The sequence below is a fragment of the Enterovibrio sp. FF113 genome, assembly GCF_041439165.1.
In the GTDB taxonomy this organism is placed as follows: domain Bacteria; phylum Pseudomonadota; class Gammaproteobacteria; order Enterobacterales; family Vibrionaceae; genus Enterovibrio; species Enterovibrio norvegicus_A.
In genome coordinates this window covers 1-11,480 of the sequence record NZ_JBGONO010000043.1, presented here as the reverse complement: position 1 = coordinate 11,480, position 11,480 = coordinate 1, and the positions used below count along the sequence as shown (strand labels likewise).

12 protein-coding genes are annotated in these 11,480 nt (G+C 49.0%); 8 read left to right on the top strand and 4 right to left on the bottom strand.

The window, feature by feature from the left end:
• Nucleotides 1-170: 170 nt before the first annotated feature.
• The 3 genes from ACED36_RS21850 to ygfZ are packed head-to-tail and all read right to left on the bottom strand — an operon-like array spanning nucleotide 171 to nucleotide 2,564.
• Nucleotides 171-1,106, bottom strand: coding sequence for a LysR family transcriptional regulator (locus ACED36_RS21850; protein ID WP_371733806.1), 936 nt, complete (start codon nucleotides 1,104-1,106; stop codon nucleotides 171-173).
• Nucleotides 1,103-1,594 (bottom strand): aminoacyl-tRNA deacylase, encoded by a 492-nt coding sequence (locus tag ACED36_RS21845; RefSeq protein ID WP_371733805.1) that lies wholly within the window; start codon nucleotides 1,592-1,594, stop codon nucleotides 1,103-1,105. The genes ACED36_RS21850 and ACED36_RS21845 overlap by 4 nt, the downstream gene beginning before the upstream one ends.
• Nucleotides 1,584-2,564, bottom strand: coding sequence for a tRNA-modifying protein YgfZ (ygfZ, locus tag ACED36_RS21840; RefSeq protein WP_017003258.1), 981 nt, complete (start codon nucleotides 2,562-2,564; stop codon nucleotides 1,584-1,586). The genes ACED36_RS21845 and ygfZ overlap by 11 nt, the downstream gene beginning before the upstream one ends.
• 189 nt (nucleotides 2,565-2,753) lie before the next feature.
• Between ygfZ and ACED36_RS21835 the strand changes: the two genes are divergently transcribed.
• From ACED36_RS21835 to ACED36_RS21825, 3 genes are all read left to right on the top strand, one after another.
• Nucleotides 2,754-3,014, top strand: a complete 261-nt coding sequence (locus ACED36_RS21835) for a succinate dehydrogenase assembly factor 2 (RefSeq protein ID WP_016960312.1) — start codon at nucleotides 2,754-2,756, stop codon at nucleotides 3,012-3,014.
• Nucleotides 2,986-3,393: a protein YgfX gene (locus tag ACED36_RS21830; RefSeq protein ID WP_347230841.1), complete on the top strand. Its 408-nt coding sequence runs from the start codon at nucleotides 2,986-2,988 to the stop codon at nucleotides 3,391-3,393. Before ACED36_RS21835 ends, ACED36_RS21830 begins: the two co-directional genes overlap by 29 nt.
• Before the next feature lie 135 nt (nucleotides 3,394-3,528).
• Nucleotides 3,529-5,337 (top strand): methyl-accepting chemotaxis protein, encoded by a 1,809-nt coding sequence (locus ACED36_RS21825; RefSeq protein ID WP_017006245.1) that lies wholly within the window; start codon nucleotides 3,529-3,531, stop codon nucleotides 5,335-5,337.
• A gap of 106 nt (nucleotides 5,338-5,443) precedes the next feature.
• Here ACED36_RS21825 and nadB read toward each other — a convergent pair whose 3' ends face one another.
• Nucleotides 5,444-7,060, bottom strand: a complete 1,617-nt coding sequence (gene nadB, locus ACED36_RS21820; protein ID WP_016960309.1) for an L-aspartate oxidase — start codon at nucleotides 7,058-7,060, stop codon at nucleotides 5,444-5,446.
• Between the two features lie 470 nt (nucleotides 7,061-7,530).
• On the opposite strand from nadB, the gene rpoE reads away from it, so the two are divergent.
• The 5 genes from rpoE to lepA form a co-directional block, all read left to right on the top strand.
• Nucleotides 7,531-8,109, top strand: a complete 579-nt coding sequence (rpoE, locus tag ACED36_RS21815) for an RNA polymerase sigma factor RpoE (protein ID WP_016960308.1) — start codon at nucleotides 7,531-7,533, stop codon at nucleotides 8,107-8,109.
• A 30-nt stretch (nucleotides 8,110-8,139) separates the two neighbouring features.
• The gene (locus ACED36_RS21810) at nucleotides 8,140-8,790 is read left to right on the top strand and encodes an RseA family anti-sigma factor (protein ID WP_017006246.1); all 651 of its coding nucleotides are present in this window, start codon (nucleotides 8,140-8,142) and stop codon (nucleotides 8,788-8,790) included.
• A 4-nt stretch (nucleotides 8,791-8,794) separates the two neighbouring features.
• Entirely contained in the window at nucleotides 8,795-9,787 is a 993-nt protein-coding gene (gene rseB / locus ACED36_RS21805) for a sigma-E factor regulatory protein RseB (RefSeq protein ID WP_017006247.1), read from the top strand.
• The gene (locus ACED36_RS21800) at nucleotides 9,784-10,278 is read left to right on the top strand and encodes a SoxR reducing system RseC family protein (RefSeq protein ID WP_016960305.1); all 495 of its coding nucleotides are present in this window, start codon (nucleotides 9,784-9,786) and stop codon (nucleotides 10,276-10,278) included. The genes rseB and ACED36_RS21800 overlap by 4 nt, the downstream gene beginning before the upstream one ends.
• A 76-nt stretch (nucleotides 10,279-10,354) precedes the next feature.
• On the top strand, nucleotides 10,355-11,480 hold a 1,126-nt coding region (gene lepA, locus ACED36_RS21795; RefSeq protein ID WP_371733803.1), incomplete at its 3' end, for a translation elongation factor 4.

Sequence of the window (11,480 nt, the reverse complement as noted above, 5' to 3'; positions counted from 1 at the left end):
AGCCAACATCCTTTATTCCAGTGATTCATTCTGGAATTTTGGCGGGCTGCATTATAACGACGCGGGCATGACCACAATGTGACAGCTAAGACACTTGATCGAATAAAATGAGGATTAAGCGAATGAATTTGGGATAGGTCACATTCTAGATAACTAGACACTTGGTTTATTTATCTGGCACGTAAATCTTGCACTTGTTGGCGGACGGTTTGATGAATGGTTTGGCGAATCCATAGATTCTTAGCACTGTTGGCGTGTTTCTTGTGCCAAATCTGGCGGATAACAAAATTGCTGACATCGACGGGCGCAGGGCTGATCGCGAGCGTGGTGTTGAACATGTCCAGTTTTGCCATCAGCTCTGCAACGGTGCAGATGAGGTTTCTACCTGACAGTAAATGGCGAACAGTAAGAAAGCGCTGTGAGCCCATCACAACCTGCCTATCACACCCAAAGGCTTTGAGTGTGTCATCGACTGGGCTACTAAGCTGCCCATCCACAGTAACAAGCGCGTGGGGTGTGGTGATGTAGTCATCCAATGTCAGTGGGCTTTTTAGCGCCGTCGCTGCAGGATCGAATAAACACACGTGGCGCTCCGTGTAGAGATCTTCCATACGCAGCGTAGGGTCGTGCGTTTCCACTGCACCTAATACCACATCGACCTGATCCGCTTTCAAGGCTTCGCGATAATTGACGCGATCGACGGGGCGGCAACTCAGTTGGCAGTGCGGCGCTTGCTGGCGAAACACATCAAACAGTGCAGGGGCAAAGACGAGCTCTGCATAATCAGTCAGGCCAATCCTCACCACGCCTTGATATTGTGATGGCTCGAATGCCATAGGTGTCAGCACGTCACTGGCGATGGTTTCTAATAGTTGGGTGATGACGGGCTCCAGTTCTATCGCCCTTGCTGTCGGCAGCATTTCGTTGCCTTGACGCTGGAACAGTGGGTCATCAAGCAGGGAGCGAAGACGGGAGAGGTTGTGGCTCATGGCCGATTGCCCAATGGACAGTTTTTCGGCCGCGCGAGTGACACTGCGTGTTTCCATTAGCGCGGAGAAAGCCACCAGTAGGTTTAAATCCACACCACGCCAATTTACGCGACTCATGAGCTTGGCGTACCCTCACGGCAAATGTCGGCCACCACAGGTTGGCACAGGGCAATGAGATCTTGATAGGCCAATTCAATGCCTGCCAATGGTGAACCACTGCTGATATTGACATGTTCAAATTCGCTGAGAGAAGGGTCGAAGAAAATCGGCATCGCCCCCAATACGGCAATAGGCGTGATCATGCCCGGCGAATAGCCAGTAATGCTTTGAACATGGGTGCTATCAACACAGGTCATGCGACGACAACCTAGCAATGCGCGTACTTTTTTTGGATCCACCGACGCTGTGCCCGGTAAGCAGGCTAATGCGTACTGGCCGCCCATGTCGCGCAACAGCATCGATTTTACTAATTGGCGAGGGTCAACGCCGCGTTGATCTGCGGCGTCTAATATCGTGGTGGCTGCACGTTGATGCGGCAGTATGCGATGTGCAATGTCATTGTCACGCAGCATCACAACGATAGGTGTATTAAGATCAGGCATCATCTTCTAGGCTGTAAGGCATGTCAGTTTTGTGCCATAGCGAATCAGTGTCTGGCAGGCGGAATTGGCTGTCATCTTCCAAATTATTTGGCAGCACGACCAGTGCTAACGCCTGACCATTATCAAAGCGGTAACCTGAAAGCACAGTGCCACCGGTACGCCAGTTTTCACCCACGCTGCGATCAAACACATCACCAGATTTTGGTGCTTCATTGGCTTCACCTTGCAGTAAATACGCCGCACGTTTATTGATACCGCGATACTTGGCGCGAGCAACGGTTTCTTGCCCTGTGTAACAGCCTTTTTTAAAGCTAATGCCATCCAATGCCTGCAGGTTAAGCGCCTGAGGAATGAATTCGTTGGTGGTGATATCGGTGATAGCAGGGATTGCGCTGCGAAGTTCACACAAATCCCACACGCTGTTGTCGCTCAATACGGCGCGCTCACCGAGCTCATTAATGATGTTGTCGGCTTCTTCTGCATCGACAGCTAATAGCCAGCGATTGGCTTCAATTTTAACGGCAGTGCCAGTTTGAGTTTGTCGCACGTCGCCATCGCCCAAAAAGCGAGATTGCATCGCGTTATCGGCTTTATCGCCAACAACACCAATGAGAACTTGTTCGCTTAGGGTGAAGGTGATTTTAGAAAACACAGCGTATTTTTTGATTTCAGCTAACTGCTTTTCGGCAATTGAAGCCGGTTGGGTATATGCGATGCCTTCACCGTGATGGAAAAGGCGCATGACTGACCATACTTTGCCTTTTGCGTCACACTGTGCGGCGAGGGTTGAGCGGTTCTTTTCTAATGACACCAGATCGCAGGTCAGTTGACCTTGAAGATAGCTGATGGTGTCTGCACCCACTGCGGTAATCAGTGCAATATGGTCAAGCGCGATCACTGACAGTGCAGGAAGAGCACTGTCTGAAGAAAGTGGGAGTCTAGGAAACGTGTGCGTTTGGTACCAAGTTGTCATGGTGTCTCTCGCTAAAAAAACGGATTCGTTATGGTAATGCGGTCTGCAAGGAATGTCAGCATTAACTCTTTATGTAAGGGTGAGTTACCTAGATCACAAGGTCAACACCCTGACATCGGCAGTAATAGCGCCTAAGTAAGGGCACTGATACTATTTGGCTTGTTATGTTTGACACTGAATGAGGTAATCATGCTGACCGCCGAAGATAAACCGCGGATCAAATGGGCATGCCGTCGTGGCATGTTAGAGCTGGACGTGATCATTATGCCGTTTTTCGAAGAGTGTTTTGATGACCTGACACAGGCAGAAAAACAGGATTTCGTGACGCTGCTTGAATGTGATGACCCCGATTTGTTTTCTTGGCTAATGGGGCACACCCGCAGTGCGTTGCCAGCACATGCGACAATGACGGATAAAATCATTGCACATAACCGCAGCAAATTGCGTTAACACAAGGCTCCAGCGCTCTCGATGGTTGCGCTGGGGGCTGTTTACTCTCTATGTCTCTCTAGTGATGTTACTCTTCGTTGCTTCTGCGTTTCCTCTTGAAGCCAAAACTCTCCTGCTTGTGTTTCTATTGTCTGACTTGATGCGTCGCCTTAAGCATGTCGGTTCAATGACTGGCAATATGCAACTGCACAGTAGTGGCCTTTGCCGCTATCAAGGCAAAGATTATGATGTTTCACGTATCTTTTTGTTTAGCAGACATTTAATTGTTTTAGATCTTAAACGCCATCAGTGTCGTCTTCGTTTACCACTGGCTGCCGATGCGTTCTCTCATGACACTTTTCGCCATATTAGTCGGGTCTGCCTTGTGCTGAAAAGCTGATCAACTTCACGTTTATTGAATATTTAACGTACGCCATCCCTAAACGAATCATTGAGCCCGCCGATAACAAGCTATACAGCCATTTGTCTTGCTTTCGATACGCTGTACCCACGAAGTCTATAGGGAAGGGGTGACATGAAAATTAGAACCAAGCTTTATTCACTGACCGCATTTTCTGCGGTGTCTTTGGTCTTGTTTGCCCTTGTCGGCTGGCAGGCTTCGGAGCGTATGGTTGACTTGAAAACCAAATTGACACTTGTTGGCGACCTGGAAGTTCAATTACTCAACATGCGAAGAAATGAAAAGGATTTTCTGTCTCGTTTAGACAGCAAATACATTGATCGGTTTGAAGCGAATGTCTCGGAGTTTGATGCATCGCTTATTCAGTTGCAGCAAGAAGCAGACGCCTTGGATCTGACGTTGCCTCAAATTGGCGCGGTCAAACAAGCGATGAAGAATTATCGTGATGGCTTTATTGACCTTACTGAAGGCTACAAAGCACTCGGGTTGAATCGAGAGTTGGGCACGTGGGGCGAATTAACCGCGGCTAATACCGCGTTGCTTTCACAGCAACAAAACAATGCTGAAGTGGAATATCTCGTTACTTTGGTTCGTCTGCTGGTGGCAGATACGTCAATGGCGCGTTTTGATGAATTTAAGGCGATTTGGACTGATGTGTCGTCACGCGTCAAGAGTCCATTATTGACTAAACAAAAGGCATTGGTTGAACGTTATATGCAGTTAAACGGTACGGTTGGATTGGATCATCAATCGGGTTTGCTGGGTAATATCCGTGGGCAAACTCATCAGGTCGAACTTGATTTTGATGCGATGCGTGGCCAGCTTACCGATGAACTGAACACGTCAACCCGATCATTGGCAGCATCAACAGGTTCGGTACTGGTGTTGGTTTTTTTACTGCTCATTTCAATCAGTATTTGGCTAAATCGCGATATTCAGCGTCGCCTTAGAACGCTTACCAGCACCATGGAACAGGTCGCTGCGGAACGCGATTTAACATTGCGTGCGAATGCCGACGGTGATGATGAAATCGCCGTTGTGGCAACAGATTTCAATACGGTACTTGAGCATTGTCAGACCTTAATTGCTGGTGTGAAAATGTCGATCACGACATTGAATGCAACAGCGTCAGATGTTCAAAAACGTAGCTCCCATGCAGAAATCTCCCTTGATAAGCAGCATTCAGAAGCGGAAATGGCCGCCACTGCTGTTAACGAAATGGAAGCAACCATTCGAGAGATTGCATCAAACACCGAAGCGGCGGCATCAAATGCCGATCAAAGCCTATTACGCGCACAGAAAGGCCATCAAACCGTTCAAGCAACACGTAACGCTATTGTCACGCTGTCAGAAGGACTAGGTATCGCCAATAGTGACATTCATAGCTTGGTCTCGCTGTCTCAACAGATTGGTAGTGTGGTTGATGTCATCAAAGATATCTCGGAACAGACGAACTTGTTGGCACTGAATGCAGCGATTGAAGCGGCACGTGCAGGCGAACAGGGCCGAGGTTTTGCCGTAGTGGCGGACGAGGTTCGATCTTTGGCAACGCGTACCCATAAATCGACCGACGAAATTGCGACCATGATTTCGTCATTGCAGCAGCAGACTAACCACGTTGTGGATCGAATTACGTCTTGCCAAAACGACAGTGAGAAATCGGTAAGTTATGTCGAAGAGGCGGCGACAGAGTTGGATAACATCATCGTCGACATGCAGCAAATCATGGACATGAGCACGCAAATTGCAGCCGCGATTGAAGAACAAAGCATGGTAGCGAAAGAGGTGAATCTGAACGTACACTCCATTCAGGACATCACTTCCTCTAACACCGCTGCGACCAGTGAAAATGCACGCGCAGCGGCACGTGTTGCAGAGCAGAGCAAAGAGTTGGAATCTGCTATCGCCGCATTTCGTTCCTGATGTCTCACCCCTCACTGTGAGAGCGGTGAATCGTTGATGGATGGCGACTCACTGAATTCAAGACAACAAAAAGCCCTCACGTAGAGGGCTTTTTCATGTCAGTCAGTTAGCACGGAAAGTCGGGGACCAAAATGGTTGGGCCACTGTTTTCGACTTTGTCAGGATAATCAAGAGTGTAATGCAACCCGCGACTTTCTTTACGCGCCATGGCGCAGCGCACCATCAGCTCTGCAACTTGCAGTAAATTACGCAGTTCTAGCAAGTTGTTGGATACGCGGAAGTTACTGTAATACTCGTTCGTTTCTTGTTTCAATAACTCAATACGACGTAGCGCGCGTTCAAGACGCTTGGTGGAGCGAACAATGCCCACGTAGTCCCACATAAACAGGCGCAGTTCATGCCAGTTGTGCTGAATAACGACTTCTTCGTCAGAGCAAGTGACGAGACTGTCATCCCAATGTGGTACAGATGGTGGCACTTCGGCTGATGCGGCATTTTCGCCAATGTGCATCGCTGCTGCCCATGCATACACCACGCATTCCAGTAATGAATTTGATGCCATGCGATTAGCGCCATGAAGCCCTGTGTAGCTGACTTCACCAATAGCATAAAGACCTTGAAGATCGGTCTGACCGTTTTTATCGACCATCACGCCGCCACAGGTGTAGTGAGCCGCTGGCACAATAGGAATCGCGTCTGTGGTTAAATCAAAGCCATAGGTGAGCAACTTTTCATAAATAGTGGGGAAATGCTTCATGACAAAGTCAGGGTCTTTGTGACTGATGTCGATGTACATGCAGTCAGCACCCAAGCGCTTCATTTCAAAATCGATAGCGCGTGCGACGACATCCCTTGGCGCAAGCTCGGCACGCTCGTCAAAGTCAGTCATAAAGCGAGAACCATCGGGTCTGCGCAAATACGCGCCTTCACCACGAAGTGCTTCGGTGATCAGATAGTTTCTGGCTTCAGGGTGGAACAAGCAGGTCGGGTGAAACTGATTAAATTCAAGATTGGCTACCCGACAGCCAGCACGCCATGCCATGGCAATACCATCGCCTGAAGAGACGTCTGGGTTCGAGGTGTATTGATAAACCTTCGAGGCACCGCCTGTGGCAAGTACTACAAACTTAGCGCGGACAGTTTCAACCGCTTCTCGATCTCGGTTCCACACGTAGGCACCCAGTACGCGATTCGCCCCTGAGATACCGATTTTTTTACGGGTGATGAGATCAAGGGCATTGTGGCGCTCAAGCACCTTGATGTTTGGGTGCTGCATGACATTTTCTTGCAACGATGTTTGTACGGCCATACCTGTTGCATCGGCAGCATGCAGAATGCGTCGATGACTGTGGCCACCCTCACGAGTGAGGTGAAATTTAGGTTCGTCACTCTCGCTGTTTTCTTCGCGATCAAAAGGAACGCCACCATCAATCAGCCATTGCACACATTCTTTGGCGTTTTCTGCGATAAAGTGCACGATGTCTTCGTCACACAGGCCATCGCCAGCGATTTGTGTATCCTCAACGTGAGATTCAATGGAATCGCTTTCGTCAAAAACAGCGGCAATGCCACCTTGTGCGTAGTAAGTTGCCCCTTCACTGCTTGGGCCTTTGCTTAACACCATCACTTTTTGTGTCGGCGCAAGATGCAGTGCTAGGGATAAACCCGCGGCACCACTGCCAATAACCAGTACGTCACAGATGTGTTCTGGGTGTTTGCTCATTGATTATGTATTCCTTTCTCTCAAATGAAGCTTGCACAAATCCGCCTGCTGTCATTTGAAACAACGAGATATTCAGGTGGTTTGGTCAGTTTACACTAATCCGGCAGACCGTAGAATGCTAAGTGGGCCGAGCGTTAGATACTCGTTATATTCACAGAGATAAGGATATGGCGAGACGCAGTGGTTACAGAGTCACCATGCTATCTGGTAGACTTTGCGAGCTGGATCGGATCATGAGACGAATCCCGCCTTTTTAGGGAACTTTATATTACCGTATCACTCATACACTTTGCTCACTCTTTACGACGTGTCGTTTTTTTTAAATTTAGTGGCAGCAAAGTGACAACGAGCGAAAAGAAATACCAAGTGCTGACGGTCTTCTGACGTTTTACTGTGACACTTTATCGTGTGAATAGCGTTATTGCGTTAAAGAAGCGCATTGGTATCAATAATAAGGAGAAGGCGCTCGAATGAGCGAGCAGTTAACTGATCAAGCCTTAATAGAGCGCGTACAGAACGGCGATAAACAGGCGTTTAATCTGTTGGTCATCAAATATCAGCATAAGGTAAGCAACCTTATCTCTCGCTATGTGAACAATAGCGGTGATGTCCCCGATGTCACTCAAGAAGCCTTTATCAAAGCTTATCGAGCTTTGCCTGGCTTCCGAGGTGAAAGCGCCTTTTATACGTGGTTGTATCGCATTGCAGTCAATACCGCGAAGAACTATTTGGTCGCCCAAGGACGCCGTCCACCAGCCAGTGATATTGATGCTGAAGAAGCTGAAAATTATGAAAATGGTGGAGCACTGAAAGAAATATCGAACCCTGAGAACCTTATGTTGTCAGAACAGTTGAAGCAGGTGGTGTTTAGTACGATTGAAGCCCTGCCTGAAGATCTGAAAACGGCCATTACACTGCGCGAAATCGACGGCTTGAGTTATGAAGAGATTGCAGAAGTAATGGACTGCCCGGTAGGAACGGTACGCTCGCGTATTTTCCGTGCCAGGGAAGCGGTAGACAAACGTGTTCGTCCACTCATGAACCAGTAACAGTTTTAACTGTTGAAAACGGTGAAATAAATGGCTGAAAAAGAAAACCTTTCCGCATTGTTTGATGGTAACGAGATAGATCAGGCGCTGATTGAAGCGCTAGAAAATGATCCGTCTGCGCAAGAAGCATGGAAAAGCTTTGCCGTTACTCGCGATGTCATGCGTGGAGATGCGCCGAAAAATCCGAATTGGGATATCGCCGCCAGTGTGGCCGCCGCGTTAGACAATGAGCCAAGCTATGGCTTGCAAACATCGGATGCGCAAACTGTAGATACGGTAGTGGCACCGAATGTCGTGCCTTTGCACGAGTCTCAGCCGACACCTCAGACGGCGAGAAAATCGATGCCGTCTTGGTTGCAGCAGCTCACGCAAGTGGGCATGGCAGCGGCCGTCTCACTCGCTGTGATCGTGGGTGTTCAGCAATACAATGGTGGCTTTGATGCCAATACGACGCTGGCCAACTCTCAACCGCCTGTCCTGCAAACCATTCCGCTTGGCGGATCGGCAGAGCCTGTGAGCCTTAGCCGAGATTCGATGCAGAGCAACCCTTCGGAAGCTTTGGTGATGGAGCAACGTCGTCGCGTGAATGCGATGTTCCAAGACTATGAGTTGCAGCTGCGCCTCAATGCTGATGAAATCATTGACCAAGGCGTGATGCTAACACCTGACATGAGCAAATAGATTGATGAAAGCTTTCCTGATCGGTGCTGTTGCACTGGTCAGTCTGGTCGCCAATGCCTCGACGGAAGAAAACCCCGCCGAGGCATTGCTACATCAGATGGGCCAGGCCACCGAGCAACAGAACTACGAGTTATCCTACATATTGGTGCGTAAAAATAGCATCGAACCACTTCGTTTCCGTCATGCACTGGTTGAAGGCGAGTCATTTGGTCACATCGCTTATTTGAGTGGTCCTCCGCGTGAAGTCATTCGCCGTGGCAATGAGATCAGCTACTTCGAACCGGGCATCGACCCTTTTACCATTGAAAGTAGCCAAATGGTTGCGCCGCTTCCTGCCATTATGCAGGCGGACATCGAACATCTTTCGACCATGTACGATTTTGTGCCATTGGGCAGAGCGCGAGAAGCAGGCGTTCCTTGTGACGTGGTACGTGTGTCTCCTAAAGACGGTGAACGCTACTCGTATGTGTTGTGGATAGACCAAAGCAGTAAGCTACTAGTGCGTGCTGATTTGCTCGACCGCGATGGTGATCCCATTGAGCAATATCGCGCGCTATCATTGGTCATTTCTCCGCAAATCAGCGAAGGCATGAGTACGTTGGCAGCACTTGAATTGCCACCCGTGGTGCAGGTACCCAAGTCTTCTGATTCGGTATTGAAATGGCAAGTGACTGGCTTGCCTGAAGGCTTTACGCCAATTTATCAGAACCGTCACCGTTTGCTGATTACGGAGCGTCCAGTAGAAAGCCAGATGTTCAGCGATGGCTTGTTTAGTTTTTCTGTGTACTTGGCGGAAGCGGACAAGATGTCAGTGAGAGAGCAATTGGTTCGCAAGGGTAGCCGTACACTACATAGCCATGTGGTGGGCAATGCGGAAATTACGGTTGTAGGTGACATTCCGCCTGCGACAGCAAAAAAAATCGCAGAGTCAGTTAAGTTATCTCCAGCTGACGAAGCATCGGTTGATTCTGCAGTGAGTGAGAATCAAACCCCATGATCAAGGCGTTGGCTGAAGTGACTGGCAATGGTGACGGTTATTTGACCGTCCGTTGTCAGCAGAAAACCAGCTGTGGCAGTTGCGCGTCAAAAAGCAGCTGCGGCACGGGCATTGTCAGCAACGCATTGCCGGGAAAGGTGCTCGATATTCGGGTGCCTTCCGCCAAATCAGTGACAGTCGGTAGCCTGATAGAAATTGGTCTAGAGGAACAAACTGTCCTCAGATCAGCAATGCTGGTCTATATTCTGCCTTTAATGTTTGCCATTGCAGGTGCGGTATTGGGCCAGTTTTTGTCTACTCTACTGTCCGTTGGCGAAGGTATTGTTATCTTGCTATCAGCACTGGCAGGTATTGCGGGTGTTGCTGTAGCACGCCATTTTTCACACAAGCTTGAGCAGGATACACGCACCACACCGACGCTTTTACGCGTGCTCGGTGGCGCAGTTGGCAGTGCGGCGGTGATAAATGCCGCAACTGATGATAGCGACTAGCCGTTAATTTCGGTAGAATCCCGCCACTTGATCGAGAGATCCTCCAATTTTCACTAACGAGTTAGTCACACCATCTATGAAGCACATTCGTAATTTTTCGATTATTGCCCACATTGACCACGGTAAGTCGACCCTATCAGACCGTTTAATTCAGGTTTGCGGTGGTCTTACTACACGTGAAATGGCAGCGCAGGTTCTAGATTCTATGGATCTAGAACGCGAACGTGGTATCACCATCAAAGCACAAAGTGTGACGCTGAATTACACAGCAAATGACGGGGAAACCTATCAGCTGAACTTCATCGACACCCCAGGGCACGTTGACTTCTCTTATGAAGTATCACGTTCTTTGGCAGCCTGTGAGGGTGCTTTGCTGGTGGTTGACGCGGGTCAGGGCGTAGAAGCTCAGACACTCGCTAACTGTTATACAGCTATCGAGATGGACCTAGAAGTCGTTCCTATCTTGAACAAAATCGATTTGCCAGCCGCCGACCCTGATCGTGTTGCTGAAGAAATTGAAGATATCGTTGGTATCGATGCCACTGAAGCCGTTCGCTGTTCTGCGAAAACAGGCTTGGGTGTAGATTTGGTACTCGAAGAGATCGTGAGAAGTGTCCCTGCGCCAGAAGGTGACCCAGAAGGGCCGCTGCAGGCGCTGATCATTGACTCATGGTTTGATAACTACTTGGGCGTGGTTTCTCTGGTTCGCATTAAAAATGGCGAACTGAAGAAAAACGACAAGATCAAAGTCATGAGCACGGGCCAAATCTGGGGTGTTGATCGCATCGGTATCTTCACACCAAAACAAACGGATACCCAAGGTCTGCGTACTGGTGAGGTAGGCTGGGTTGTTTGTGGTATTAAAGACATTTTGGGCGCACCTGTGGGTGACACCCTGACGCAAGCGAAAAATGGCGCAGAAAAAGCATTGCCTGGCTTTAAGAAAGTGAAGCCTCAGGTTTATGCGGGTCTGTTCCCTGTTTCGTCTGATGATTATGAGAACTTCCGTGACGCGCTCGGCAAGCTGAGCCTGAACGATGCATCGTTATTCTATGAGCCAGAGAACTCGGCGGCTCTGGGCTTTGGTTTCCGTTGTGGTTTCCTTGGCATGCTGCACATGGAAATCATTCAAGAGCGTCTTGAGCGTGAATACAACCTTGATTTGATCACTACTGCACCAACCGTAGTGTATGAAGTGAAGA

Excerpts from the sequence above, each read along its gene's own strand:
- ACED36_RS21850 (WP_371733806.1), bottom strand. The coding sequence starts at position 1,106 with ATGAGTCGCGTAAATTGGCGTGGTGTGGATTTAAACCTACTGGTGGCT.
- rseB (WP_017006247.1), top strand. The coding sequence starts at position 8,795 with ATGAAAGCTTTCCTGATCGGTGCTGTTGCACTGGTCAGTCTGGTCGCC.
- nadB (WP_016960309.1), bottom strand. The coding sequence starts at position 7,060 with ATGAGCAAACACCCAGAACACATCTGTGACGTACTGGTTATTGGCAGT.
- ACED36_RS21825 (WP_017006245.1), top strand. The coding sequence starts at position 3,529 with ATGAAAATTAGAACCAAGCTTTATTCACTGACCGCATTTTCTGCGGTG.
- ACED36_RS21845 (WP_371733805.1), bottom strand. The coding sequence starts at position 1,594 with ATGATGCCTGATCTTAATACACCTATCGTTGTGATGCTGCGTGACAAT.
- ACED36_RS21835 (WP_016960312.1), top strand. The coding sequence starts at position 2,754 with ATGCTGACCGCCGAAGATAAACCGCGGATCAAATGGGCATGCCGTCGT.
- ACED36_RS21800 (WP_016960305.1), top strand. The coding sequence starts at position 9,784 with ATGATCAAGGCGTTGGCTGAAGTGACTGGCAATGGTGACGGTTATTTG.
- rpoE (WP_016960308.1), top strand. The coding sequence starts at position 7,531 with ATGAGCGAGCAGTTAACTGATCAAGCCTTAATAGAGCGCGTACAGAAC.
- ygfZ (WP_017003258.1), bottom strand. The coding sequence starts at position 2,564 with ATGACAACTTGGTACCAAACGCACACGTTTCCTAGACTCCCACTTTCT.
- ACED36_RS21810 (WP_017006246.1), top strand. The coding sequence starts at position 8,140 with ATGGCTGAAAAAGAAAACCTTTCCGCATTGTTTGATGGTAACGAGATA.